Source organism: Tateyamaria sp. Alg231-49, assembly GCF_900143535.1.
Lineage (GTDB): Bacteria > Pseudomonadota > Alphaproteobacteria > Rhodobacterales > Rhodobacteraceae > Tateyamaria.
In genome coordinates, this window is sequence record NZ_FRFA01000003.1 from 180,530 (window position 1) to 206,568 (window position 26,039).

At 59.8% G+C, this 26,039-nt stretch carries 27 protein-coding genes and 1 tRNA gene; 14 read left to right on the forward strand and 14 right to left on the reverse strand.

The annotated features are described in order from the left end of the window. The first annotated feature begins 5 nt into the window (after positions 1-5). Positions 6-1,160, forward strand: coding sequence for an ABC transporter permease (locus tag DHN60_RS06790; protein ID WP_108836526.1), 1,155 nt, complete (start codon positions 6-8; stop codon positions 1,158-1,160). Between the two features lie 25 nt (positions 1,161-1,185). On the opposite strand, the gene DHN60_RS06795 is transcribed toward DHN60_RS06790, so the two are convergent. Beyond that, positions 1,186-3,297: a DEAD/DEAH box helicase gene (locus DHN60_RS06795; protein ID WP_108836527.1), complete on the reverse strand. Its 2,112-nt coding sequence runs from the start codon at positions 3,295-3,297 to the stop codon at positions 1,186-1,188. Between the two features lie 92 nt (positions 3,298-3,389). Then, positions 3,390-5,726: a mechanosensitive ion channel family protein gene (locus DHN60_RS06800; protein WP_108836528.1), complete on the reverse strand. Its 2,337-nt coding sequence runs from the start codon at positions 5,724-5,726 to the stop codon at positions 3,390-3,392. Positions 5,727-6,009: 283 nt separating this feature from the next. Between DHN60_RS06800 and DHN60_RS06805 the strand changes: the two genes are divergently transcribed. The 8 genes from DHN60_RS06805 to DHN60_RS06840 all read left to right on the forward strand — a co-directional run bounded on the left by DHN60_RS06805 (position 6,010) and on the right by DHN60_RS06840 (position 13,139). Then, the gene (locus tag DHN60_RS06805; RefSeq protein WP_108836734.1) at positions 6,010-7,233 is read left to right on the forward strand and encodes a glycosyltransferase family protein; all 1,224 of its coding nucleotides are present in this window, start codon (positions 6,010-6,012) and stop codon (positions 7,231-7,233) included. Further along, the gene (locus DHN60_RS06810) at positions 7,230-8,468 is read left to right on the forward strand and encodes a glycosyltransferase family 4 protein (RefSeq protein ID WP_108836529.1); all 1,239 of its coding nucleotides are present in this window, start codon (positions 7,230-7,232) and stop codon (positions 8,466-8,468) included. The genes DHN60_RS06805 and DHN60_RS06810 overlap by 4 nt, the downstream gene beginning before the upstream one ends. After that, on the forward strand, positions 8,465-9,532 hold the full coding sequence (locus DHN60_RS06815; RefSeq protein WP_234423557.1) for a glycosyltransferase family 4 protein: 1,068 nt from the start codon (positions 8,465-8,467) through the stop codon (positions 9,530-9,532). Before DHN60_RS06810 ends, DHN60_RS06815 begins: the two co-directional genes overlap by 4 nt. Next, positions 9,529-10,113 (forward strand): histidine phosphatase family protein, encoded by a 585-nt coding sequence (locus DHN60_RS06820; RefSeq protein ID WP_108836530.1) that lies wholly within the window; start codon positions 9,529-9,531, stop codon positions 10,111-10,113. Before DHN60_RS06815 ends, DHN60_RS06820 begins: the two co-directional genes overlap by 4 nt. Further along, a complete protein-coding gene (locus DHN60_RS06825) occupies positions 10,110-11,243 on the forward strand; it encodes a glycosyltransferase family protein (RefSeq protein ID WP_108836531.1) in 1,134 nt (377 codons plus the stop codon). Before DHN60_RS06820 ends, DHN60_RS06825 begins: the two co-directional genes overlap by 4 nt. Beyond that, positions 11,240-11,986 carry a polysaccharide deacetylase family protein gene (locus DHN60_RS06830; protein WP_108836532.1) on the forward strand — a complete coding sequence of 249 codons (747 nt, stop codon included), beginning with the start codon at positions 11,240-11,242 and terminating at the stop codon, positions 11,984-11,986. Before DHN60_RS06825 ends, DHN60_RS06830 begins: the two co-directional genes overlap by 4 nt. After that, positions 11,983-12,468 (forward strand): class I SAM-dependent methyltransferase, encoded by a 486-nt coding sequence (locus DHN60_RS06835; RefSeq protein ID WP_108836736.1) that lies wholly within the window; start codon positions 11,983-11,985, stop codon positions 12,466-12,468. Before DHN60_RS06830 ends, DHN60_RS06835 begins: the two co-directional genes overlap by 4 nt. Before the next feature lie 104 nt (positions 12,469-12,572). Beyond that, on the forward strand, positions 12,573-13,139 hold the full coding sequence (locus tag DHN60_RS06840; RefSeq protein WP_108836533.1) for a PA14 domain-containing protein: 567 nt from the start codon (positions 12,573-12,575) through the stop codon (positions 13,137-13,139). A 127-nt stretch (positions 13,140-13,266) separates the two neighbouring features. On the opposite strand, the gene DHN60_RS06845 is transcribed toward DHN60_RS06840, so the two are convergent. Next, positions 13,267-13,581: a TraR/DksA family transcriptional regulator gene (locus tag DHN60_RS06845; protein WP_108836534.1), complete on the reverse strand. Its 315-nt coding sequence runs from the start codon at positions 13,579-13,581 to the stop codon at positions 13,267-13,269. A gap of 676 nt (positions 13,582-14,257) precedes the next feature. Between DHN60_RS06845 and DHN60_RS06850 the strand changes: the two genes are divergently transcribed. After that, on the forward strand, positions 14,258-14,602 hold the full coding sequence (locus DHN60_RS06850; RefSeq protein WP_159089138.1) for a hypothetical protein: 345 nt from the start codon (positions 14,258-14,260) through the stop codon (positions 14,600-14,602). Between the two features lie 200 nt (positions 14,603-14,802). On the opposite strand, the gene lepA is transcribed toward DHN60_RS06850, so the two are convergent. After that, positions 14,803-16,599 (reverse strand): translation elongation factor 4, encoded by a 1,797-nt coding sequence (gene lepA, locus DHN60_RS06855; RefSeq protein WP_108836536.1) that lies wholly within the window; start codon positions 16,597-16,599, stop codon positions 14,803-14,805. Between the two features lie 485 nt (positions 16,600-17,084). Here lepA and DHN60_RS06860 point away from each other — a divergent pair, with 485 nt between their 5' ends. Both DHN60_RS06860 and DHN60_RS06865 read left to right on the forward strand, forming a co-directional pair. Beyond that, positions 17,085-18,116, forward strand: a complete 1,032-nt coding sequence (locus tag DHN60_RS06860; protein WP_108836537.1) for a Hint domain-containing protein — start codon at positions 17,085-17,087, stop codon at positions 18,114-18,116. A 100-nt stretch (positions 18,117-18,216) separates the two neighbouring features. After that, on the forward strand, positions 18,217-18,579 hold the full coding sequence (locus DHN60_RS06865) for a hypothetical protein (RefSeq protein WP_108836538.1): 363 nt from the start codon (positions 18,217-18,219) through the stop codon (positions 18,577-18,579). Between the two features lie 7 nt (positions 18,580-18,586). Here the strand turns inward: DHN60_RS06865 and DHN60_RS06870 are convergent, their stop codons facing one another. The 9 genes from DHN60_RS06870 to DHN60_RS22480 form a co-directional block, all read right to left on the reverse strand. Continuing rightward, a complete protein-coding gene (locus tag DHN60_RS06870; protein ID WP_108836539.1) occupies positions 18,587-19,168 on the reverse strand; it encodes a GNAT family N-acetyltransferase in 582 nt (193 codons plus the stop codon). Continuing rightward, positions 19,165-19,560 carry a ketosteroid isomerase-related protein gene (locus DHN60_RS06875; RefSeq protein WP_108836540.1) on the reverse strand — a complete coding sequence of 132 codons (396 nt, stop codon included), beginning with the start codon at positions 19,558-19,560 and terminating at the stop codon, positions 19,165-19,167. Before DHN60_RS06875 ends, DHN60_RS06870 begins: the two co-directional genes overlap by 4 nt. Continuing rightward, positions 19,557-20,018, reverse strand: coding sequence for a low molecular weight phosphatase family protein (locus DHN60_RS06880; RefSeq protein ID WP_108836541.1), 462 nt, complete (start codon positions 20,016-20,018; stop codon positions 19,557-19,559). The genes DHN60_RS06875 and DHN60_RS06880 overlap by 4 nt, the downstream gene beginning before the upstream one ends. After that, entirely contained in the window at positions 20,019-20,498 is a 480-nt protein-coding gene (locus DHN60_RS06885) for a UPF0262 family protein (RefSeq protein ID WP_108836542.1), read from the reverse strand. Between the two features lie 165 nt (positions 20,499-20,663). After that, positions 20,664-21,965, reverse strand: a complete 1,302-nt coding sequence (hisD, locus tag DHN60_RS06890) for a histidinol dehydrogenase (RefSeq protein WP_108836543.1) — start codon at positions 21,963-21,965, stop codon at positions 20,664-20,666. Positions 21,966-22,059: 94 nt separating this feature from the next. After that, positions 22,060-22,566, reverse strand: coding sequence for a GNAT family N-acetyltransferase (locus DHN60_RS06895; RefSeq protein WP_159089139.1), 507 nt, complete (start codon positions 22,564-22,566; stop codon positions 22,060-22,062). Next, positions 22,559-23,026 carry a DUF2948 family protein gene (locus tag DHN60_RS06900; RefSeq protein WP_108836545.1) on the reverse strand — a complete coding sequence of 156 codons (468 nt, stop codon included), beginning with the start codon at positions 23,024-23,026 and terminating at the stop codon, positions 22,559-22,561. The genes DHN60_RS06895 and DHN60_RS06900 overlap by 8 nt, the downstream gene beginning before the upstream one ends. Then, positions 23,023-24,294, reverse strand: coding sequence for a UDP-N-acetylglucosamine 1-carboxyvinyltransferase (murA, locus tag DHN60_RS06905; protein WP_108836546.1), 1,272 nt, complete (start codon positions 24,292-24,294; stop codon positions 23,023-23,025). Before murA ends, DHN60_RS06900 begins: the two co-directional genes overlap by 4 nt. After that, positions 24,287-24,448, reverse strand: a complete 162-nt coding sequence (locus DHN60_RS22480; protein WP_199913640.1) for a hypothetical protein — start codon at positions 24,446-24,448, stop codon at positions 24,287-24,289. Before DHN60_RS22480 ends, murA begins: the two co-directional genes overlap by 8 nt. Before the next feature lie 84 nt (positions 24,449-24,532). Here DHN60_RS22480 and DHN60_RS06910 point away from each other — a divergent pair. Then, positions 24,533-24,607 (forward strand) — tRNA-Thr (locus tag DHN60_RS06910). Between the two features lie 254 nt (positions 24,608-24,861). After that, positions 24,862-25,116, forward strand: a complete 255-nt coding sequence (locus DHN60_RS06915) for a hypothetical protein (protein WP_108836547.1) — start codon at positions 24,862-24,864, stop codon at positions 25,114-25,116. Between the two features lie 204 nt (positions 25,117-25,320). Here DHN60_RS06915 and phnF read toward each other — a convergent pair whose 3' ends face one another. Further along, positions 25,321-26,031, reverse strand: a complete 711-nt coding sequence (gene phnF / locus DHN60_RS06920) for a phosphonate metabolism transcriptional regulator PhnF (RefSeq protein ID WP_108836548.1) — start codon at positions 26,029-26,031, stop codon at positions 25,321-25,323. Positions 26,032-26,039 lie beyond the last annotated feature (8 nt).

The window sequence follows — 26,039 nt, forward strand, 5'->3', positions numbered from 1 at the left end:
AGACAATGAGCACCCTTCCCGACGGCCGCTTTATCGACGACGCCCCATATGATCCCAATGTGGATCTGTCTGCCCTTGATCGGACGGACATGGACGCCCCCAACTGGGTACTGGTCTGGCGCAAGTTCAAAAAACACCGGCTGGGGCTGCTGTCCGGCATCTTCCTGTTTCTGGCCTATATGGCGATCCCTTTCGCGGGCTTCTTTTCGCCCTACACCCCGAACGAACGCAGTGCCGAGTACCTTTACCACCCGCCGCAGGCGATCCGGTTCTGGCATGAGGACGAGTTTGTAGGCCCCTTTGTCTATCCAACACAGGCGGTGGCAGACCTAGAAAACTACCGCTGGACCTACATCACCGACAAAACACGGCCCATGCCGCTCAAGTTCTTCTGTGAAAAGTCGGAATACAATCTGTTTGGGTTCATCCCCAGCACAACACACTTGTTCTGTGCGCCCGAAGGGGCGACTGTGTTCATCTTTGGCTCGGACCGGCTGGGCCGGGACGTGTTCTCACGCATCTCTTACGGAGCGCAACTGTCGCTGACCGTGGGTCTGATCGGGATTACAGTATCGTTCATCCTCGGCATCGGGTTTGGCGCAATTGCGGGCTATTTCGGCGGCTGGGTCGACTGGGTGGTGAACCGTGCCATCGAGATCCTGCGAAGTCTGCCAGAACTGCCGCTCTGGCTGGCCCTGTCAGCGGCGGTACCGTCGAATTGGGGGCCGGTGTCGGTCTTCTTCATCATCAGTATCATCCTTGGACTCTTAGACTGGCCCGGCCTTGCCCGGGCGGTCCGAAGTAAGTTCCTCTCGTTGAGAGAGGAGGAATATGTGCGTGCCGCAGAGATGATGGGAGCCAAGCCGGGGCGGGTCATCCGGCGACACCTGTTGCCGAACTTCATGTCACACCTGATCGCATCCGCCACGCTATCGATCCCAGCTATGATCCTTGGTGAGACGGCACTGAGCTTCTTGGGCCTTGGACTGCGCGCACCCGCCGTATCATGGGGTGTGATGCTGAACGACGCGCAAAACCTTGCAAGCATCGAAATCTATCCATGGACGGCGATCCCGATGCTGCCCATCATCATCGTGGTGCTGGCATTCAACTTCCTTGGTGACGGTCTGCGCGACAGTCTGGACCCTTACACCAGCTAAAGCGCAGAGCTTAGAAAACCCCGCCCTACCCTTTGCGTTTGGGGGGCTGCGCACCACCTTGGCCGGCAGCCGCGCGGCGGGCCTGGTTTTTCTTGCTGTTCCATTTCGCCTTTTTTGGCGCGCCCGGCGCACTATCTAGTTTGTGGCGCGGCTTTTTCGGCGCGCTGACGCTGCCGTCCTGCATGGCTTTTTCAAGCGTGCTGGGGGCTTTTGCGAACGGCTTTTTCCCGCCCGGTTTGCCCTTGGGCTTGGCGCCCGGTTTGGGCTTGCGCGGTTTGGGGGTCGATGTGTCGTTCCAGTCGATGGGGGCCGCATCGTTACGCGGTTTGGGTGCTGGCGCGGTGTCAGGGTCCCAAACTTTTTTGGCCGAAGGTTTGCCCGCCGGTTTCGGCGCATCGGCAAACCCGCGTTTGGGTTTGTCGCCAAAGTCCCGCTTGGGTTTGTCACCATAGTCTCGTTTGGGCTTGTCACCATAATCGCGCTTGGGCTTATCGCCATAGTCGCGTTTGGGCTTGCCGCCCGGTTTACCTTCAAAGCGAGGCTTGGGCTGGTTGGCGGCATCCGGCACACCGTCGAGTTGCGTCATCTTGGCACCACCCTCGATCTGCATCGCATCACCGATGTTCTGCAAAAAGCCTGCAACCGCTTCGGTTTTCAGTTCCACGTAGGACATGTCGCCAACAATACGGATTGCACCAATGTCGTCCTTGGTGATGTCGCCAGCGTTGCACACAATGGGCAGCAGACGGCGCACTTCGACGCCCTGATCGCGCCCTCCGGTGACGGAAAACCATGTGCTCGGCCCAAAGGGTACAAAGGTCTTTGGAGCCTTTTCGCTGCTCTTCACGTCAGACAGATGCTCGGGCGAGGTGTGGCGCAGCCCGTGAATGCGCAGCAATGCGGCGGCAAGTTGGTCTGCGCTGAACTCTTTGGCCAGCTTGGCGACCATGTCACCTTCGCCTTCGGTGATTGGATCGGTCCACATCGGGTCATCCATCAGGCGGGCCTCGTCCTGCATACGGACATCGTCCGCGGACGGCGCATCGATCCATTCGGCATCGACCTGCGCGCCCTTCAGTATGCGGTTGGCCTTGCCGCGCACTTTGGCTGTGACGATCAGCGCGGATGTGCCTTTGCGACCCGCGCGGCCCGTCCGGCCCGAACGGTGCAGCAGCGTTTCATGGTTGGACGGCAATTCGGCGTGCACCACCAGATCAAGGTTGGGCAAGTCGATCCCGCGTGCGGCCACGTCCGTCGCCACACAGACGCGCGCGCGCCCATCGCGCATCGCTTGCAACGCATTGGTACGTTCGGATTGGGTCAATTCTCCCGACAGTGCCACGACGGGAAAGCCCCGGTTGGACAGTCGCGTGGTGACCCGGTTCACCATCGCACGTGTGTTACAGAACACGATGGCATTGGGGGCCTCGTGAAACCGCAGGATATTGATGATCGCGTTTTCGGCGTCATGATTGGCCACGGTCATGGCCTGATAGGTTATGTCGGCGTGCTGTTTTTCACCGCTGGTTGTCGCGATGCGGATCGCATCCTTTTGATAGGTCTTGGCCAGTTTCGCGATTTGCGCAGGAACCGTGGCCGAAAACATGAGCGTGCGGCGCGACTCGGGACAGTTGCCGAGGATGAATTCGAGATCCTCTCGAAACCCGAGGTCCAGCATCTCGTCCGCTTCATCCAGCACAACGCCGCGGATCGCCGTCAGATCAATCGATCCGCGCATGATGTGGTCGCGCAACCGGCCCGGCGTGGCGACAACGATATGCGCACCCCGGCTCAAAGCACGCCGTTCGTCGCGCATGTCCATGCCGCCGACGCAAGAGGCCATAACAACGCCGGTCTCGCCATAAAGCCAGCCCAACTCGCGCTTGACCTGCATCGCCAGTTCGCGGGTCGGCGCGATCACCAACGCCAATGGCGCATCCGCGATCTGAAACAGCGGTTCATCGCCCAACAGTGTCGGACCCAGCGCCAGACCAAAGCCGACTGTCTTACCCGATCCGGTCTGTGCGGAAACCAGCAGGTCAGCACCGACCAGTTCCGGGTCAGTGACTGCCTCTTGCACAGGTGTCAGGTCTGTATATCCACGGGCGGTTAATGCGGTCTGGAGGGGCGTAATCACGGGGTTCGGTCCTATCAAAGCAAAGGGGCCGGGCGATCCCGGCCACCAAGCGTTGAGCGCCTATGCCCTTTCAGGCCCCATGTCGAGAGGGATTATCGGTCGTCCCCATCCGTGACACCACCCTCAAGCATGTCTTCTTCAATGGAAGCCTGCGCCGCAGCGGTGATCGCCTTGCGATCCTCGTCTGACAATTCTTCGACTTTCTTTTCGCCATCGGCGAGCCGAACAGTGACCTCGCGATGGGCAAACCGAATACCCTCCCGTGCGAACAACTCGCGGATTTCTTCGTAGACCTTCTTGCGCACCAGCCACTGATCGCCGGGTTTTGTCATGAATTTGACCCGGATGATCATCGCTGAATCCTGCATTTCGATCACACCTTGTGATTTCAGCGGCTGGATAAAGTTGTCGCCGATGACAGGATCATCCAGCAATTCCACACCCAGCTTCTTGATCAGTTTTCTGACCTTTTCGACATCCGTGTCGTAGGTCACGCGCAAGGGCAGCTTCATGATCACCCAGTCACGCGAATAGTTGGTCAGCACCTGAATTTCGCCAAAGGGCATGGTGTGCAGCGCGCCCAGGTGGTGACGCAACTGGAACGAACGAACTGAGATTTTCTCAACCGTTCCTTTGACGCCTCCCACATCGATATATTCACCGCGCCGGAACGCATCGTCGAACAGAAAGAACGCCCCGGAAAAGATGTCACGCACGAGGCTTTGGCTGCCAAAACCGATAGCGACGCCAAGAATACCAGCACCGGCAAACAGCGGGCCAACGTTCACCCCAACCTCCATCAGAATGATCAGACCGATGGTCAGGACAATCAGGATCAGTATGAAATTGCGGAACAACGGCAAAAGGGTCGCAAGTCGTGACGCGCTGGTGCCACCGCCTTCATCGCCCAACTCGCCCTCGCCCATGTCGCCCTGTTCGTCCGCGATCTTGCGGTCGATCCAGATGCGAAAGGCATAATAGCCAATATAGCCCAGAAAAATGATGACGATGACGTCCAGCAGACGGGCGGAGACACTGCCCCCGACGAACCCAGCGCCCGGGCTCCACATGCCCAGAAATGCATAGCTGCCCGCGACAAAGGCGATTATACCGGCGATCCGGCGGGCAAGACCTTCAAAAGATGTCAGGGCCGCGCCGCGGGGCGGACCGGAGAGGACCTTGTCCTCCGAGTTATCATCGCGATCATCCTGAGCATGCTCGCGCAGATAGCGGCGGCGCGCAAAACCACGCTCAATATAGAAATTCAGCACACCATAGACGACGATGATGGTGGTCAGGATAAACCAGCCTCCGACCAGAAGCGGGAAACTGTTGGGATCGCCCAGAACAAGGCGGAAGGTCTGCTCGCCCCATGCGAACATAAAGAACAAGATGCTGATCGGGGCCCACGCGCGCGACAGCATGCGCAGGATCCAGCTCGCAGCGATGGGGGGCGTTCCGTTCAGAATGGCATTGGTCACCGCGCGCCAGTTAAACACAACAGCCATTATGCTCAGCACCATCACCAGCAGCGACAGGAGCGAATAGAGGAACACGAACACATCCATGTTCAGGCCTAACTCGCGAATCCATACGCCGAACAGAATGGTGGAAATGCCCATGATCGTGCCCACGCACAGCCAGTAGTAAAGCTTCTTTGCGTCCCGGTCAGACAAGAGTGGGATACGGTATTGGGACAGAAACGGGGACAGGATCATCCGCCAGATGCTGGTCACGACGCGGATCACAAAATAGCCAACGTTGATCAGGGTTGCGGTGAACTGCAGGGCCGAGTTTTCCAGTTGGCCAAAAATTATCGCTCCCAGAATCCACGCCACAAGCATCGAAATCACGATACCGATCAGGCCCATAAAGAAGCGGAACATAAGGAACGGCATCTTTTGCCCGTAGCCCACCGGATTTTCCAGAATCCGCCCGACGACAAAGTTCTTTACGATCCGTTTGCCGTAGATCTCGTTCTGGAACAGGATACCAAAGCCCAGAAACACAAGGCTCCAAAACAGCACTTCGACATAAGCGAATATGGTGCCATTGGGGCTTGTTGCCCTAAGAATATACAGCACTTCGTTGAACGAGGCAGGCAGGTTCAGCAACCCTTCGGACAGCGCTGTGCGAAAAGCCGCCGCGTTGTCCTGCATCGACATCAGCGTGCCGCCCATGTCCTGACCTTCGTCGGTTTGAGCCGGGCCTTCTATATCCGTCAGAATGCGTCCGTTGGTGTCGATCACAATGACGCTGACGCCATTTTCAGCCGCTGCGGCCATCACCGCGTCAATATCAGACGGAGTTTCGGTCTCGGTCGCCGACAGCAAACTGCTCAGCCCTTGGGCGGCCGCGGGCATTGGAAACAGGCTGGCAACCCAAACAAAGGCAAGCGCCACCACCATCGAGATCACATTGGTTTTCATCGCAAGCCTATCCTATCCACAGCAGACAGCACGCTAGTGTTGCACACCGGCAAAAACAATTCCCCATCGGCGTTTTGTGACGCCGCTTGTTTTGCAATAGGGATATTTCCATGCCATAGCACTACATCGGGACATCTCTGTCGGGTGGCAGGATTGTGGCTCGCGCGTTGGGTGAGAATACGCAACAGCTTGAAACGGCTGGGCTGCTTGCCTACCAGAGGGAACAAGGGGTCTGATCAGCGCGTACGTGCTGGCAGAACAGTACGGCAAAAAGAAGAGCACGATGGTCACTTCGAAACCTGAAACGCTGACCCAGCCCGGTTCACGCCCCCGACGTGTGATTTTTTATAGTCATGACACTTTTGGCCTTGGGCATCTGCGACGCAGCCGGGCGCTGGCCTCGGCGCTGACCCAGTCCGGCACTGCCGGTTCCGCAATCATCCTCACCGGTAGCCCGGTGGCAGGGCGATTTACCTTTCCGCGCGCCGTGGATCACGTGCGCCTGCCGGGGGTCAAGAAGCTGGCCGATGGCAGCTATGTCAGCCAGAACTCGGGCATGGACCTTGAAGCCACAACTTCACTGCGCGAAGGGCTGATCAATTCCACCATCGCACAGTACGACCCGGACCTGCTGATCGTGGATAAGGAGCCGACCGGCTTTCGCGGTGAGTTGTTGCCCACGCTCGAAACACTGACCAACTCTGGGCGCACCCGCATCGTGCTGGGGCTGCGCGACGTTCTGGACGAACCCGAAGTCCTCGCCTCTGAATGGGAGCGCAAGGGCGCGTTGGATGCCGCCGAAGCGTATTACGACGAATTCTGGGTCTATGGACCCAAGTCCGTCTATGACCCGACCAAGGGCCTGCCCCTGTCAGACTCAGTGCGTGCGCGGACCCATTGGACAGGCTATTTGCGCCGGTCCGTGATTGATCCCGCCGAAGTGCCGGAAACACCCTACATCCTCGTCACGCCCGGGGGTGGCGGCGATGGTGAGGCAATGGTCGATCTGGTTCTGCAAGCCTACGAGCAGGACCCCGATCTGGCCCCTCATGCGGTGCTGGTCTATGGGCCGTTCCTGTCCGGTGATCGACGCGAGGCATTCGAATCCCGCGTCGCAGCCCTTGATGGGCGGGTGACAACGACCGGGTTCGACAGCCGCATTGAATCCCTCTTTGCCAATGCTGAAGGCGTGATCTGCATGGGCGGGTACAATACCTTCTGCGAGGTTCTGTCATTTGACCAACGCGCGGTCATCGTACCGCGCACCAAACCCCGGCTTGAACAGTGGATCCGGGCCAACCGGGCCGAGGAGCTTGGGCTTGTCCGCAACCTGGATGAATTCCGCGATGGCCTCACCACCGCCTCCATGATCTCGGCCATCCGCGGATTGCCCCACCAACAACGCCCGTCCAAGGCCGGGGCCGACGGTTTGCTGGATGGTCTGGATAGGGTGATCGAACGCGCCAGTGCATTGATGCGCTCGACAATGGTCGACGCAGCCGAATGAGCGATGCCAAGCCGCGTCTTGCCGTCGCCGTCAAGGGCTGGCCGCGCCTCTCAGAAACGTTCATCGCGCAAGAGCTGTTGGCGCTGGAGCGCGCCGGGATTGATTTCGAAATCTGGTCGCTGCGCCACCCGACAGACACCAAAACGCATCCCTTGCATGACCAGTTGCGCGCTTCCGTCCACTACTTGCCCGAATACCTGCATGATGAACCTTTGCGAGTGCTGCGCGGCCTGTTTGCGGCCCTGCTACGCCCGGGCTTTTGGCGCACCAGTGCGCAGTTCCTGCGCGATTTTCGGCGGGACGTCACCCGTAACCGCGTGCGCCGGTTCGGACAGGCCTGCGTGATGGCGCGCGAATTGCCGCGCGACACGCAAGCGATTTACGCCCACTTTTTGCACACTCCCTCGTCAGTGGCCCGCTACACAGCCGGTTTGCGCGGACTGCCATGGGCGTTCTCAGCGCATGCCAAGGATATCTGGACCTCCCCCGAATGGGAGTTGCGGGAAAAGCTGGCCAAGGACACAAACGGCGCTGGCTTTGGGGCGACCTGCACAGCGTTTGGCGCCGATCACCTGAATGCGTTGGCGGCCACAACCCCGGTCGATCTGGTGTATCACGGCCTCGATCTGGTGCGTTTTCCAGACGCGCCGACGCGGACACAGCGGACACCGGACGCGCCCTTTGGCATGCTGTCCGTTGGACGGTTGGTCGAGAAAAAGGGGTTTGACCGCCTGATAGACGCCCTTGCCCTGCTGCCTGAAAACATCAGCTGGCACTGGACCCATATCGGCGGCGGCACGCTGGATGCAGATATGCGCGCGCGCGCTGACGCCCACGGGATCAGCGCCCGGATCACATGGTGCGGCGCTTGCGACCAGCCCGAGGTCATCGCCGCGATGCGCGCCGCCGACCTCTTTGTCCTGCCCAGCCGTATCGCCAAGGACGGGGACCGCGACGGCCTGCCCAACGTGCTGATGGAGGCGGCCAGCCAAAAGCTACCCATTCTGTCGACCCCTGTCTCTGCCATCCCTGAATTCATCGACACGGGCGTACACGGGATCCTCTGCGCGGACGATCCCGCAACCCTCGCCAACGAAATGACACGGCTGGCCGAAACCCCCAACCTCGGCCCCAAACTGGCCGAGGCCGCCCACGCACGGCTGCATGCCGAGTTCACTATGCAACCGGGCATCGACCACCTTGCCAAGCGGTTGCGAACGCTGATGCACCCATGAATATCGCCTTCTTCGCCCCCCTCAAACCGCCAACCCACCCAGTCCCCTCAGGTGATCGGGCGATGGCGCGGGCGTTGATGGCCGCTCTTGAGGCGGGCGGGCAGACCGTGACGCTGACCTCTGAACTGAGACTGTTTGACGGGCGCGGCGACACCGCTCAACAAGACAGGTTTTTCGAATTAGCCCGCCAGGAAACCGCACGGATATTGGCCAGCCCTACTGCAAAGGATTGGCGCGTCTGGCTGACCTATCACAACTACTACAAGGCCCCCGACCTGATCGGCCCCGTCGTTGCGCGCGCCTTGGACATTCCCTACATCCTCATCGAAAGCAGTCGGGCGCGCAAACGCCTCATTGGGCCTTGGGCGCGCTTTGCAGAGCAAGCCGAAGCGGCCAGCGACGCAGCGCACACCATTTTCTATATGACCATGCGCGATTCCGAAGCTCTGATCCGGGACGCGCCAAAGGCGCAGGCCCTGCGCCACCTGCCCCCATTTCTGGCCCGCCCGGATCTGCCGCCCGCCAGCAGCCTGACCGGCCCCATGCTCAGCGTCGGCATGATGCGACCGGGCGACAAACTCGCCTCCTACACGTTGATCGCGCAAGCCCTTGCCGACCTACCCACAACGACGGATTGGCGCATGGACATCGCAGGCGATGGACCAGAACGGGCCGAAGTTGCAGAGATGATGGCCCCGTTCGGGGACCGCGTGCGCCTGCACGGGCTACTGGATACCGACGCCCTCTCAGATCTTTACACGCAAGCCAGCCTGCTCGTGTGGCCCGGCGTGAACGAAGCGTTCGGCATCAACTATCTAGAGGCGCAGGCGGCGGGCATACCTGTCGTTGCACAGGACCGCCCGGGCGTGCGCGACGTCGTATTTGCGCCGATGTGCCGGGTCGACGCGGGACCCGCCGCATTGGCCGACGCAATGCAGAATTTCATCACTGATCCTGATGCACGCCGCAGCATCGGCACCCGCGGACGCATACGCATCGGCACGCATCATCTGCTGGGAGCCGCCACAGAAACCCTGCTGGATACGATTGAGGGACTAACATGATCCGACTTGCCCTTTTGCGCCACGGACACACAGCGTGGAACCGCGCCGGACGCATTCAGGGGCGCACCGACATCCCACTGGACGACGAAGCGCGCGACCACCTGCGTGCGTTTAGCTTGCCGCAGGGATGGGCAGACGCAGACATTGTTGCCAGCCCCCTGTCCCGCGCCATGGACACAGGCGAACTGGTCACCGGGCACACTCCCCACGCCGAACCGGCCTTGATGGAGATGAACTGGGGCGACTGGGAAGGGGGCCAAGGGGCCCTGCTCAAAGCCGACCCGACATCCGGGTTTCGCGATATCAAAGACTGGGGCTGGGACTACTGCCCGCCGGGTGGTGAAGCGCCCGGCGATCTGCGCGCGCGGCTTGAACCATGGGCGATGAGCCTCACTCGCGATACCGTCGCCATCTGCCATATCGGGGTGATGCGGGTGCTGATGGCGATGGCCACAGGCTGGAACTTTGACGGACCCGCGCCTTTTGCGATCAAACGGGACCGGCTGTTTGTAATCACCATCGACGGCACCAACTGGACCGCTGCGCCCACCCCCGAACGGCTGATCAAGGCCACCTCATGAAGGTCATGATCGTCGTTACCCACTTGCTAGGCACCGGGCATCTGGCGCGCGCCCTGACCCTTGGGCGGGCCTTTCAGTCCAAAGGGGATCATGTCACCGTACTCAGCGGAGGGCGGCCTGTACCGCATTTCAACGCGCAAGGTATGCGCCTGATCCAACTACCACCGGTACATTCCAACGGGACCGATTTTACCACGTTACTGGGCAAAGACGGTGCACCCGTCGATCCTGCCTATATGGATGCACGGCGTGATATGCTGCTGAACGCACTGGCAGAGGGTGCTCCTGACATTCTGATCACCGAGTTGTTCCCATTTGGCCGCCGCATCCTGCGCGATGAGTTCGGAGTGTTACTTGAGGCAGCCAGGGACATGGAAGCACCGCCTCTGGTCCTGTCATCGATCCGCGACATCCTTGCGCCGCCCAGCAAGCCAGCCAAAGCGGTATTTGCAGACGAACAGGTGACCGCCTTCTATGACGGCGTGCTGGTGCACTCTGATCCCGATCTTGTGACGCTTGGGCACAGCTGGCCCGTGTCCGACACTCTGGCACCCTCGTTGCACTACACCGGCTTTGTTGCCCCTGCACCACCGAATGCCAACACGAATGATCACGGCAGCATCCTCGTCAGCGCGGGCGGAGGCGACGTGGGCGAACGTATTTTCGAGGCCGCACTTGATGCCGCCTCTCTGATGCCTCAGGTGCACTGGTTGTTCCTTATTGGGGGGACAGACGCGCGGCGCGAACGGTTCATCTGCACTGCCCCACCTCACGTCGATATCCAAGCACCGCGCCCGGATTTCCGGACACTGCTGGCGGGGGCAGCCGCGTCTGTGTCCATGTGCGGCTACAACACGGCAATGGATGTCCTGCAAACAGGAGTGCCTGCCGTGCTGGTCCCCTTTGATGACGGGGGTGAGGTGGAACAGGGATTGCGCTCCGAAGCATTGAGCCACCTCGACGGGATCACGGTACTGCTGCAAGCGGGGTTGAATGGCCCGGCCCTTGCCACGGCCTTAGAAGACGTGCGCAACGCGCCGGTCCGACCACCGCGCCAGACGAACATGAACGGTGCCGCGCGCAGCGTCGAGATTGCCCACGATTTGCGGGGCAGGCAGGTGTCGCAATGAACGCTGACTGGACTCCATTGCGTGATGCCTTGCGCGCGTTTCGACGCGACGGGATCGCCCTGCCGATCTGGTGGCGCGACGATGATGCCGTGTCGGCAACGCCTGCGCTTGATCGGTTATCGGACCTCAGCACCGACCTTAAACTGCCGGTTCATCTGGCCGTCATCCCGGCGCACCTTGACGAAACACTGGTCAATTTCATCGTAAACGCGCCGCTTATCCCCGTCGTTCACGGCTGGGCGCACACGGACCACAGCGCCGGGGTCGGCAAGAAAAACGAATTCCTGACACCGCGCACCGACGCGAGCGATGAGACGGCCGAGGCGATGAAACGGATGCGCGCCCGTTTTGGCGCAGCACTCGTGCCCATGTTTGTTCCCCCTTGGAACAGGATCAGTCCACAAGTGGTGCAGGCGTTGCCCTCGCAAGGCTACACTGCGCTGTCCACCTTTGGCCCACGCACGTCACCCGAGGCCGCCCCCGGCCTTGTCCAGATCAATACGCATGTCGACCCGATCTGGTGGAAAGGGACGCGGGATCTGGTAGACCCTGCCCAACTGATCGCGCAAGCCTGCCAGCATCTGGAGGCACGGCGTTTGGGGAACGATGATAGACGCGAACCCTTTGGCCTTTTGACCCACCACCTGGTCCACACAGAGGCCATCTGGACCTTTACCGCCGCCTTCCTGCGCGAACTGCTGGACGGCGGTGCAACACCATGGACGATGGAGAGCACGACATGAGCAGACTGGAATCCATGCGCCGCCGCCTGAGCGCACAGATCGACGGAATCAACTGGGCCGCAGCGCTGATCAGCGACACACCGGGCGACGTGCTGGAAATGGGGCTTGGGAATGGACGGACCTACGACCACTTGCGGCAAGAGATTCCAAACCGGCGGATCTGGGTGATCGACCGCGTACTGGAACCCCACCCCAGTTGCGTGCCACCTGCGGAAGACTTCCTACGCGGCGAAGCGGACGACATGCTGCGGCAGCTGGCCGAACAGGGACATAAGATGGCACTCGCGCATTACGACTTCGGCCACGGGGTCAAAGACCTCGACGTAGCAGAAGGCGGCGCACTCAGCCCGCTGATCGCCGCCGTGATGGCACCGCGCGGTCTGGTGCTGTCACAACAGCCGCTGATCGGGTTCGAACAAATCGCGGGGCCGGACACGATTGATCCGGAACGCTACCTCTTTTACCGCGCACCGGCGGCGTAGCGTTCACAATAATGCTGGACAACTTGTCATTCTGGCAGGCTACGCTCTAGACTACTGGCCATTCAAAGCCCCACCAAAGCGGGCGACCAACGGGAGTAAACGGAATGAAGATGTTGAAGACAGCCGCGCTGGCAGCAGCGGCAATTCTGGTGGCGGGGGCCGCCTTCGCCGCACCGGTCAAGCTCAAACCCGCCAACCCACAGCCCAGTGGGCTCAAATCGGGGCTTTCGGTGAAATACACCTACCCGCTGGACGTCAAAAACCTCTCTCAAGCCAAACGCTATCTCAAAGAGGCCAAAGCAGGCCCAGCGCTCAAAGGGCTCGACTACCGCGACACGGCACCCGGTGAAAAAGCGCTGACTTCCAAACAGGTCGAACACGTGGTTGCCGGAATCACCGGTTACGTAAAATTCGACAGCCCCGGAACCTATACGATCGACTTTCTGACGAATGACGGGTTGGACGCACGGATCGGCGGGCAAGAGGTTGGCTATTTCGATGGACGGCAAACCTGTCAGGAAACACGCGCGGTCCAGGTCGAAGTGCCTCAGGCAGGCTGGTACCCGGTCGACATCCTTTACTTCCAGCGCGTGGGCACATCCTGCCTGCTGATGCGGGCGGGCAAAGGCGCGCCAGACTGGATGCCCGATTCTGCCTTCGGGTATAAGTAAGGGATCGCATGCGGGCTCTGACCTGGCAGCGAATACCCATCCAAAGAACACAGCAAGCGGCCCCGATCACCAGATGCGGGGCCGTTGTCTATTTAGCACAAGGCCAAAGCCTCACAGCAATTCGGTCTTAAACAGCACATCGCTTGCAGAACGGCGTGGCCGGCAACAACTCAAGACGGGCTTCTGAGATGGGTTCACCGCATTTGACGCAAAGGCCATAGGTACCTGCATCGACCCGCTGCAATGCTGCGTCGATACGCTTTACCTCGTCCAGATCGACCCGGCCCAGCGCCTCCAACACCTCATCACCCTGCCGCTCTGATGATCGATCCTCGACATCCTTGGTCGCGGGGGCGTCCAACTGGTGTTCGATCTCGGTCATATCACCGACCAGCTTGGCGCGACGGTTCAATAGGGTCTGTTTCTGGGTTGCGATGTCCATGGGCACCTCCTGTTGTGATGGAGGCCAGCATGAAACAAAGGACATGAGGCCGCCTTGACCCACATCAACAAGGGCCTCACCCGGAAACGGTCCCTGAAAAAGCGAAAGGCGCCAGGGGAGTGGACCGAGGTCCTCACCAACCTGACGCCTTCTTGAACCTATCATCCCCCCAGAGGGCGATTTGGGCCCAGCTTGCTCGGGGTGTTACCACCCGTCACCGAGACTGCTTGCCTTGCGACCTGCACTCCCCCGCTCCAACCCTGCAACTTCACCCTTTCACGTACCGTTTCCGATCCACGATCTGGCTCATGTCCTCTTGGCTTCCACTCGACGCACCTGATCCTGGAGACCTATTGCGTTTTGCTTACCACCCTGAGGGGCCTTTGCGTCCACCGCGTTGTTCGAAGAACTCTGCGCCGGTGAATTCAGACTGCGGTTTCAGAGCGAGTCGCGCAACAGAAATTTGGCGGTTTTGCGAAATTTCTTGGGGATAAGTTGTTGATTTCACATGTGTATTTCTTGTGGATAAGCTGGGGGTAAGTCAGAATTATCGTGTCGATTGGCCTGTTTGGCATGGGTCAGAAACGGTGTCGTATACGGGTTTCCCTGACTTGATCGATTGCTGCATTGCGGCGACGCTGGTGGCATCGATTTCAGCACAACAGGAGATTCGCCCATGTTCCCATTCACCTTCGCCCCGCATTTCGAATACCCGCTGTCCGGCAACATCACCCAAGCCATCACCCCCAACTTTGGCGAGATCGAAGGGGTGCCGGAGGTCGAGCACGAGGTGATCACGTCCGTGGCCAGCTATGGCAAGCAGTTGGGCAAACTGACCGAGGCGTTGCTGCTGGTGGCGGACAAGATGGGGGTCGAAGGGAAAGAGATCGACGACCTGCGCGAGATTGCGGTTGGGGTGAAAGAGGCGAAGGGGCGCGCGTTGGACGCGGTGAAGGCGCGGGCGGAGAAGGTGAGGGATAGGGTGGAGGTTTTGGAAGAAGGCCAGAAATTGCAGGAGTGAACTCATGGGTCGGGCTTCGGACCCAGCCCACCCTTGATAGCATGGTCGGCTAACCCAAAATGTTTGAGACACCCCTGCAAACTATTGATTATGACATAATATGCATATGGCGAAAGCTGGATCGCCTCCACATGAACCGAGTGCCGCTGCGCGATACGACTTTCGCGCACTGGCATTCCTAAGCGCCCAAAATGGACGGATTAGCTGTCCATTTTGAGTGCGCTTATGAATGCCTCCTGCGGGATATCCACTTTCCCGAACTGGCGCATCTTCTTCTTGCCGGCCTTCTGTTTGTCCAGCAATTTCCGTTTCCGGGTGGCGTCCCCCCCGTAACACTTGGCGGTCACATCTTTCCGCATCGCTGACAGGGTCTCGCGAGCGATCACCTTGCCCCCAATCGCCGCCTGAATCGGAATCTTGAACATGTGGCGCGGGATCAAGTCCTTGAGCTTTTCCACCATCGCCCGCCCCCGCATCTCTGCCCGGTCGCGGTGCACCATCATCGACAGCGCGTCCACGGGTTCATCGTTCACGAGGATCGACATCTTGACCAGATTGTCTTCGCGGTAACCCGTCAGTTGGTAGTCAAAGGACGCATAGCCCTTGGTCACCGATTTCAGTCGGTCATAGAAATCAAACACCACCTCGTTCAGCGGCAGGTCATAGACCGTCATCGCCCGGGACCCCGCATAGGTCAGGTCCATCTGGATGCCGCGCCGTTCCTGACACAGCTTGAGCACGTCACCGAGGTATTCGTCGGGCACAAGGATCGTCGCCTTGATCCGGGGTTCTTCCACGTGGTCGATCGTGCTCGGGTCAGGCATGTCGGCGGGGTTGTGCAGTTCGGTCATCGACCCGTCACGCTCGTAGACATGATAGATCACCGACGGTGCAGTCGTGATCAGTTCGATGTCATATTCCCGCTCAATCCGGTCGCGGATCACTTCGAGGTGCAAGAGCCCAAGGAACCCGCAGCGGAAGCCAAAGCCCAAGGCGGCGGAGGTTTCCATTTCAAAGCTGAAGGAGGCGTCATTCAGCGCCAGTTTGTCGATAGCGTCGCGCAAGTCTTCGAATTCGTTGCTGTCCACGGGGAACAGCCCACAGAAAACCACAGGTTGCGCAGGCTTAAAGCCGGGCAGCGGTTCCACGTTTTGACGTTCGTGCGTGATCGTATCGCCCACGCGTGTGTCGCGCACCTGTTTGATCGACGCCGTCAGGAATCCGATTTCACCGGGCCCAAGGCTGTCCACCACCTGCATTTCGGGGCGGAACACGCCGATGCGGTCCACGTGGTGCACGGTGTTGTTGGAAAGGAACTTGACCTTCTCGCCCTTTTTCAGCCGCCCATCGATGATGCGCACCAGAACGATGACGCCCAGATAGCTGTCATACCATGAATCCACCAGCATCGCCTTGAGCGGCGCATCGGGGTCGCCCTTGGGCGCGGGCAAGTGTTCGACGATGGCCTCAAGGGTTTCGGTGATCCCCTGCCCGGTCTTGGCCGACACCTGAATGGCGCCAGAGGCATCGATCCCGATCACGTCTTCGATCTGTTCGGCCACGCGATCACAATCAGCGGCAGGCAGGTCGATCTTGTTGAGAATAGGGACAATTTCGTGATCCGCATCGATGGCGTGATAGACATTGGCCAGCGTCTGCGCCTCAACCCCCTGAGACGCATCAACAACCAGCAAAGACCCCTCGACCGCGCGCATCGAACGGCTGACCTCATAGGCAAAGTCCACGTGGCCGGGCGTGTCGATCAGGTTCAGCACATAGGCCTCGCCGTTTGCGGCGGTGTAGTCGATGCGCACCGTGTTGGCCTTGATCGTGATCCCGCGCTCCCGCTCGATGTCCATACTGTCGAGCAGTTGCGCCTTCATATCCCGTTCCGAGACCGTGTTGGTCGACTGGATCAAGCGGTCAGCGAGCGTGGATTTCCCGTGGTCGATATGGGCGACGATGGAGAAATTGCGGATATGTGAAAGCGGTATCATGGGATGGGATATGTCGCGGAACGCCGGGTTGGTCAATGGCCCGGAGGGTCGCGGCACGCAACGGACCGTGGGGTGCTTTCGACGGACAGCGCAAATCGAGGGTTAACGCCCATATTTTATGGAGAATCGGACATGCACAGGGCGTGCACAAGGTGTGCACCGGCTGTGCACGGTTTGGTGGGTTAACAGGGAGTGCGGTGGGGTTTGTTAAGGAGGGGTTAAGCGGTTTGCCGCACGGCGGCAGCCAACACCTTAACCTCGGACACTTCTGAGATCGTTAAGCAGTTTTGTTGTGGGGGCGCACATCGTACGGTCTTTTTCGCACTCACTCCGCCTGGGCATTGGCTGTGCTCAATTTCAGCCCGTACACGCGATCAAGCTGCTGTTAAAAAATCACCCCGCGTTCAGAAAAATCACCTTTCTGCCCAAGTCTCGACACGACAAACCGGCATAGGTCGTTGAAAAAGACGTATTGAGCGCAAGGCATGGCCGATTATGACATCTATGTTCTTGATGAAAGCGACATCACGCTCAGTGATGGCGCCATTCTGGATGGTGTCAATCAGGGCGATGGTAGCCATCTGCTAGGGATTGAGATCACGCTCAACGACAACGCGTGGCGCCCGATTTCGATCACGGATGATGACGACAATTTTCAGGACAGTGACAGTTCGCAGCGGCTGGACGGAGCACAGACGGTGGACGGGGTCACATATGACTCGGGCACAACTGTAGAAGCCGAATTTTCCTTTGTTGTGACAGACGGCACCAACTCTTGGACGCTGGTGGCGTTCAACGTCAACAATTCCAACCCTGCCTATGGGACGGTCGAGGGGCTCGCCTTTGTCGGTGACCCGGGGAACTTTCCACCCGTCGGTGTGACCCTGACTGTCACCAGCACACTGGAAGGGCCCAGTTTTGACTCCGGTGACTACACCACCCCTATCTGTTTTGCAGAGGGTACGCTGATCGACACGCCGGATGGCCCATGCCCCATTGAGACGATTGCTGCAGGCGATCTGGTGACCACCGCATCCGGTGTCGCAATGCCGGTGCGCTGGCGCGGGGCGCGCCGGGTCGCACGCAAAGGCCCTTTTGCCTCGGTTGTTTTTGCACCCGACGCCATCGGCAATACGGATCCCCTTGAAACCTCTCAACAGCATCGGGTGTTGGTCACCGGCTGGAAGGCTGAATTGTTGTTTGGTGTGCCTGAGGTTTTGGTTGCCGCGGTCCATCTGGTCAACGATCACAGCGTGCGCCTGCGTCATGGCGGCTGTGTAAGCTATCATCACCTACTCCTTGATAGCCATCAGTTGGTTTGTGCCGGTGGTGCATGGACGGAAACCTTGCTGCCCGGACCCGAAGCGTTGCACAGCATGACACCTAAGGCCCGCAAAGAGGTGCTGAGCCTCTTTCCTGAACTGGCCGAGAAATTTCAGCGGGTTGATCAGAAGAATTGCGCTCAAAGCATTCTGCCCGTGCTTAAATCCCATGAAGTTCGTTCCTTTTTGCCCTGATTTGGCGCAAAATGGGAACGTGAATTGCCCCCGCCTCCGAAATTCGACATACTCTGTTCCATTCAGAGCGGCAGAACCCGCCAGAGCAGAGGTGACATTTATGAACCAGAACACGTGTCTGATCGCTGCGATTTGCGCTATCGCGCTTGTGGGCTGTTCGAGCAGCGGTTCACGCTCGTCTGCCGTCAATCCAACGATCGCCCCTGCGGTGATGTTTTCCACTGGCCCCATCTACAGCGCATGCCGCAAGGCAGACCGGAAGCAGGCCAGTCGTTCTCAGTGCGGATGTGTGCAGGCGGTGGCCAACCAGTCGCTTGATCCATCCGATCAGCGCCGGGGGGCTGGCTTTTTCACTGATCCGCAAAAGGCGCAGGATGTGCGCACTTCTGAGCGCTCTATAGACGAACGGTTCTGGCTGCGTTGGAAGGCTTATGGGGACAAGGCCGCGCAGATTTGCGCGTAACCCCGACTTACAGATCGCGCATCCACATTTGCAGCGGCTTGGCCGTCTCGGCCGTCTGATCCACATCTTGCCATTTAAAATGTGCGACCACCCCGGGCAGGCGCGCATAACCGCGTTTTTTCCAAAACGGTTCAAGCGCACGGTAAGCGGGCGGTTTCAGAGGATGATCCGGCGGACGCACAACGCCGGCAAAGCAGATTTTCTCAAACCCCATGCCCCGCGCATAATCCTCGCGCGCATCAAAGAATTGGTGCCCGATACCACGTCCCCGATAGCGCGGTAATAGGACACTTTCCCCACAATAAAATATAGTGTCGATGTCAAATGGTGTGCCATCAAATGCTTCGGCAAAGTCTTCGGCATGTTCCGACAACGGCGCCCCTGTCGACGCTCCGATCAACCAGTCACCGTCATAGACAGCCAGCGCAATTGCTTTCTCGGATATCTCATAGGCTTGCAGGTAGGTCCGCTCGTACTCCATCGTGCCTTGGTAAAGGTAGGGCCAGTCGCGGAAGACTGCGATGCGCAGGCAGGCAATGTCATCAAGGGCATCTGACAGTGCTGATCCGGTCAGCATCTCGACCTTCATGTGCTGACCTGCCGCATCCAATCTGCGAGGTTGTAATAAGTGGTCACCCGAGAAATGCGCCCGCCAGCCAGGTCAAAAAACGACCCTGCAGGCAAGGTATAGGTTTGGCCGTGCGCCTCTGGCAGGCCTGTGTCGCTCGCGAGATAGGTGCCATTCACGACGTATTCCGCAGCTGCGCGACTGCCGGACGGATCTGTCAGGATCACCATGTCACTCAGGTGCTCATCATAGCATCGCGACATATGCTCACAAAACGCGGCAAAAGCGGCCTTGCCCGTCCGCACCTGCCCCTCATTGACGTGATGGGCCAAATCCTCGGTCAGGCAGGCCAGCATCGCGTCGGTGTCACCCGCGTTAAAGGCCTCGAAATAGCGCGCGACGACCTCCATCACGCCCCCGCCTGTGCCGGGCCCCAGCGGTCCGTCAAACGCGTGATGATCTGATCGCGGGCAGAACGATAACTCTCAAGCTTGGCTTCGCGCGTCTCACCAAGGCCAGTGGGGTCAAGGATCGGCCAGTATTCGACTTCGAGGTGGTAATACCGCGTCAACTCCAGTGCGCGGCGTTGGCTGGCCGGGGACAGCGCCACCACAAGATCAAAGGAAGACAGGTCATCCCCCCACTCTTCCATTTCGTCGAAACTGCGAGAGCGATGGCGGCTGAGTTCCACACCCAGCTCCTGACAGACGGCAATGGAAAACCCGTCGATCTCCATGTCATTCTTGACCCCCACGGACTGCACATAAGTGCCTTGCCCGTAGTATTTCTTCATGATCCCCTCGGCCATGGGGGACCGGACCGCATTGTGATCACAGCAAAAGAGCACGGATTGCGGTAGGGTTTCAGTCATTTATCCACCAAAGTGCAGGACACAAATCAGGGTGAACAGGCGGCGGGCCGTGTCTGTGTCGACCTCGGCTTTGCCTTCCAGACGCTCTTGAAGAACGCGACTGCCTTCGTTGTGAATCCCGCGCCGGGCCATGTCGATGGTTTCGATCTGCGAAGGAGGCAGTTTTTTCACCGCCTCAAAGTAGCTTTCGCAGATCTGAAAGTAGTCTTTGACCACTTGCCGGAACGGCCCGAGGGACAGGTGAAACTCCGCCGCCTTTTCTGCGCTTTGCGTCTCCACATCAAAGACAAGGCGCTTATCGCGGATCGACAAACCCACCACGTACGGGCCTTCGGGAACGGCACGTCCGTCGCGAGCGGGTAGAACAAAAGTGTTGTCTTCCAGCAAGTCGAAGATGGCCACTTTCCGCTCCTGCTCGATCTCGGGCGTCGGCGGCGGCAGGTTGGCGTCATCAAGGGTTATCTGGGCGATACGAGTCATGAAAAAACAGCGGTCAGGTTACAAAGGGTCAGAAGCAAAGGCTTACGCAAGCACTCGCCGCAACACAATGGCGGAGTGCACGATTGCCTGCCTCACCGCGTCCCTCTTCTCTGATTTGAAAAAATCCCGGGGGACGCGCCGTAAGGCGAGGGGGGCTGGCCCCCTCTATTCGTTCAGCTTGCGCAACCGCGCCGTGACCGACAACCCATGCGCCTCAAGGCTTTCAGAGGCCGCAAGCCGCTCGGCCCCCGGCCCAATGGCGCGCAGGGCCTCGGGGCTCATCTGAGCAAGCGTGGTGCGTTTGACAAAGTCCATCACCGACAGACCGGAAGAAAAGCGCGCCGAGCGCGCGGTGGGCAAAACGTGATTGGGTCCGCCGATGTAGTCGCCGATGGCTTCAGGCGTCCACTGGCCAAGGAATATAGCGCCGGCATGGGTGATCTGTGCCGAGAGAGCCTCGGGGTCAGCCACACACAGTTCCAGATGCTCGGGCGCAATCCGGTCAGACAAGTCAGCGGCCACATCCAATGATGGCACCGTTACGATGGCCCCGAAATCCCGCCAGCTGGCCCCGGCAATCGCGCGCCGTTCCAGTGTTTCGAGACGTTTGTTCACCGCATCTGCTACCGCACGGCCAAATCCGGCATCCGTTGTGATCAGAAGCGATTGAGCGCTTTCGTCATGTTCGGCCTGACTGAGCAGATCGAGGGCGATCCAGTCCGGGTCGTTGTCTGCATCCGCAATCACCAGAATTTCGGAGGGGCCGGCAATCATGTCGATGCCCACCTTGCCAAAGACCCGCCGCTTGGCGGCCGCGACAAAGGCATTGCCCGGCCCGGTGATCTTGTCCACGGGCGCAATGGTGTCCGTTCCATAGGCCAGCGCTGCAATCGCCTGTGCCCCGCCAATGCGGTAAATCTCGTCCACGCCTGCAATCTGTGCGGCAAGCAGAACAAGTGGGTTCAGCACCCCGTCTGGTGTCGGCACTGTGATGGCAAGGCGCCCAACACCTGCGACTTTGGCAGGGATCGCATTCATCAAAACCGAGGACGGATAGCTCGCCAAACCGCCCGGAACATAAAGCCCAGCCGCCGATACAGGCGTCCAGCGCCAACCCAATGTGGCCCCCGCCTCATCTGTCCACTGGGCATCTTCCGGCATCTGGCGCGCGTGGTAGGCACGGATGCGTGTCGCAGCCAGTTCAAGGGCTGCGCGATCCGCGTCATCCACCTGCGCCGTTGCCACCGCAACCTCTTGAGGCGTGATCCGGAGGGTGTCAGGGGTCAGCGCAATCCGATCAAACCGTTCGGTCAGCGCAATCACCGCCGCATCCCCGCGCGCGCGCACATCCGCAATGATGTCTGCCACCACGGCATCCACATCCGGGCTGTCCTCGCGCTTGGCGTTCAGCAGCGCGGTAAAGCGGGCCTCGAAATCGGCATCACGATAGTCAAGAAACTGGGGCATTGGCATTTCTCCGTCTCTTGGGGGACATAGCGGGCCGACGGGGTGGTCTCAAGATGGTGATATGAAAGGCGCAGCGTTCGTGCGCCACCCCGGGTCAGGGTCTTGCAAGGATGCGGATCATGATCAGGTCATCCTCGAACCCGTCCGCACCCGCAATCGCGTTGGGGATCTTGCCCGCCAGCTCAAATCCGTGACGCTCATAAAGCGCGATTGCGGCTGCATTTTCTACATAGACTGACAGCTCAAGCTGCCACACGCCCATACTCAGTGCGGCGTCAATCGTGGCCATCAACAACCCATCAGCAACGCCTTGCCCACGGGCGTCCGGCACCACGTAGAGCGGGCCGATTTCGCCGCGATGCGCCGCGCGGGGCATTCCATGACGGTTGAGGCCGATCAGGCCAACCGGAACCGTGTCCAAATAGGCCAGAAACCGATCGCCCTGCGAAAGCCGCGCCTTATCCTCGTCAACCGGAACGGCCGCTGCCTCTTCTGCTGTGACAATAAAGGCCTGCGGGTGGCGCTCGATTCCATCCATTCGCAATGCCCGCCACACATCCACGTCATCCGGCGTTGCCGCGCGGATCACGAGGTCAGTCATCGTGTTCGGGCACAGATTTCGATGGCGCTGCATAGGGTCGGGTCACATCCTTCAGCGTCGCCTCAATCGCCTCGACCTGCAGCCTGATCGCGCCATCCCCGGCAAGGGTCAGCAGGATATGTCCCGCGCCGTCGGTCTCTTCCTCAAAGCTGATCGAAAGCAGGGACAGGATCAGGTCCTTGTCGCTGCGGTCGATGCCTTGGCTCGACACCGACAGCACCGTGTCAAAGGCCAGCACCGATTGCACCCGTTCGGGTGCGTGCCGACCGGCCCCTTGGTCTTCCCAGCGGAACCGGTTGATCAGCAGGGCAAAACGCCCTTGGCTGCGCGCATAGGTCATCTCGGTGATTGGGAATACGGCGTCTTGGGCAAGGGACGAGACCACTTGCAAATCGTCGCCGTCCAGCGCGCCGAGGTTCAGCGGGGCTTCGCGCCCATCTTCAAACCGTGCATCCGTCATTCGCCGTGCACCCTTTCGATCTGTGCGCCCACACCGGACAGCTTACGCACCACCTGCTCGTAACCACGATCAAGGTGATAAACCCGCCCCACCCGCGTTTCCCCTTCGGCAGCAAGGCCCGCAAGGATCAGGCTGACAGAGGCACGCAGGTCCGTGGCCATCACGGGTGCACCTTTCAGCTTGTCCACACCGGTGACTGTGGCGGTCCCGCCGTGCACTTCGATGTTGGCGCCCATGCGGGTCAGTTCAGGCGCATGCATGAACCGGTTTTCAAAGATTTTCTCTTCCAGAACGGACGTCCCTTCGGCCGTGCACAGCAGTGCCATCATCTGCGCCTGCAAGTCTGTGGGGAAGCCCGGGAAAGGTTCGGTCACCACATCCACAGCCCGGATGCGCCCGTTTTTGCGGTGCACTTTGAGGCCTTTTTCGGTCTCTTCGACGCTGATCCCGGCGGCGTCCAGCTTTTCACAGAATGCGCCAACCAGATCGATACGTCCGCCCAGCAGTTCAACCTCTCCGCCGCAAATGGCGGGGGCGAGCATGTATGTGCCCAATTCAATCCGGTCTGTCACGACCCGGTGCGTGGCCCCGTGCAGACGATCCACCCCTTGAATGGTGATGGTCGATGTCCCGTCGCCGTCAATCTGCGCGCCCATGGCCCGCAGGCAAGTGGCAAGGTCCACGATCTCGGGTTCACGTGCCGCGTTGTTGATCACGGTCGTGCCTTTGGCCAGAGTGGCTGCCATCAGGATGTTTTCGGTCGCCCCGACAGAGGCGAAAGGAAAGTCGATCACCGCGCCCTTCAGCTTGCCGCCATCGGCCTTGGCATGCAGGTAGCCATCGCGCAGGTCGATTTCTGCCCCCATCTTGGCCAACCCGTCCGTGTGAATGTCCATAGGCCGCGCACCAATGGCACAGCCCCCGGGCAGCGAAACCTCGGCACGCCCTTCACGGGCCAAAAGCGGTCCCAGCACAAGGTTCGAGGCCCGCATCTTGCGCACGATGTCATATTCAGCCCGCGTATTGATCGCCCCATGACAGGACATCGCCTGCACCTGGCCATCCTGCATCGACGTGACCTCGGCTCCCAGCGACTGAAGCAGTTGGGTCATGGTGGCAATATCGCTCAGGCGCGGCGCATTGGTGAGCGTCAAAGGCTCATCACTCAGAAGCGTCGCTGGCATCAAAGCCAGACAGGCGTTCTTGGCCCCCGCAATTGGAATCTGCCCATTGAGCGGCCCATTGCCGCGCACCACAATACTATCCATCGTCCTGCTCCTTGCCTGCCTGATCCGCTTTGTCCGTATCCGTTCGCGCCTTGGCTTGTGCCTTGCGCCGGCCCAGATTCGCTTTGAGGGCTGCCTTGAGGCGGGCCTCGCGATCATCCTTGGCCTTGGAATTGGGTGCGGTTTTATCTGCCATAGAGCCTCTCTAGCGCAGGGGTGCGGGGCCGTCCAGAATGGGGTTGCGCGGGGGGTCGTTTGAGGCTAGTCACCCGCCCACGGCGCTGTGGTAGCTCAGTGGTAGAGCACACCCTTGGTAAGGGTGAGGTCGAGAGTTCAATCCTCTCTCACAGCACCAGACCTTCCAATTCCCGAATGACACGGCGTTCCCAGTCATATGTCTGGTCTCGACTTACGCGCATCCCAGCGGGCTACGCTAAGTGCGAGAGTTCAATCCTCTCTCACAGCACCATCTTTCTCACCCCAATGACACGGCGCTCGCAGTCTTGCGGTGGGGTCTCGACTTACGCACATCCCCACGAACGATACGGGCCACCTCGCGGTAAGCTAACACATCCCAACTTTGCCCAGTTTACGTCTTACTTAAGAACCATGTGTATCTCTTTGGTCATCACCAAACCTAACGGAGAGATGATCATGGCTTTGGGCGCTTCATTGATGGCATTTGTGTTTGCCTGCGCGGCAGCGGGGGTGACGCTTTTCCTTGGTTTTTCGGTCGTGATCGCGGTTCTGGCCTATTCCAGCGTCGGCGCAGTCAGTCTGCTTCTGGCCGTCTGGATAGCGGATATGTTTACCAAGGACGCGGCGCACGTTTCACAAGTGTCGAGTCACAGGGTGACCAGCTAAGGTCCCGATCCCTCTGAATAACCGGGTTTGAAAACCGCACAGGCCATCGTAGTGCCATGTGCTGGCTTTCGCCAACGCACCGGTCATGCGCGATAAAGTGACCGAAAAATGCGGCATCTACTCGGCACGAACACTGGGCTGTTTCCTGACTTGCCCATCTGTTGACGCCGCTTGCGTCGCTGAACCGGTCAGCCCTAGTTTTGCTTAGCCCTGATCCAGCGTCAACGTCACCCGGTCTCCGGCAAACCAACTGCGTCCGTATTCCACCGGGCGGCCTTCTCCATCCACATTGACGCCCACACTGCGCAGGATCGGAGCGCCTTCGGCGATGCGCAGGTGCAGGGCCTGTGTTGCCGTCGCCGCCTTGGCCGTCAGCCGCGTTGACGTACGGGTATAGTCTACGACGCCGCCGGTTCGTAGCGCGTCCGTCACCGATGCCGACGACTGCAGAGCGCGGGGCAGTTCCGGAAACCGCGCCGCGGGAAAAACGGATCGAAACAGCGCGATCGGTTGTCCGTCAGCAAGGCTGAGCCCCTCGTAAACATGCACCAATGCGCCCGCCTCAATATCCAGCGCTTCGCGTTCGGCGCTGCTGGGCAGGCGGGTCTCGACCGACAGCACCTCTTTGGCTGGGATACGCCCGGCGGCGGCGACATTCTGGTGAAAGCGCACACGTTTGCCGATGGGATAATCCGTGGGTGTCTGTGCCACAAACGCCCCCGCCCCGCGTCGCGTATGCACGATGCCTTGATCGACAAGATGGCTCAACGCGTGGCGCACTGTGTGACGGTTCACGCCAAACCGGGTGGCAAGCTGTGCCTCGGTCGGGAGTTTGTCACCGGGCATATAAAGCCCACCGCTGATTTCGCCCGAAAGCGTTGCTGCGATGGATTTCCAGATCGGCGTGCGTGCCATGGGTCGCA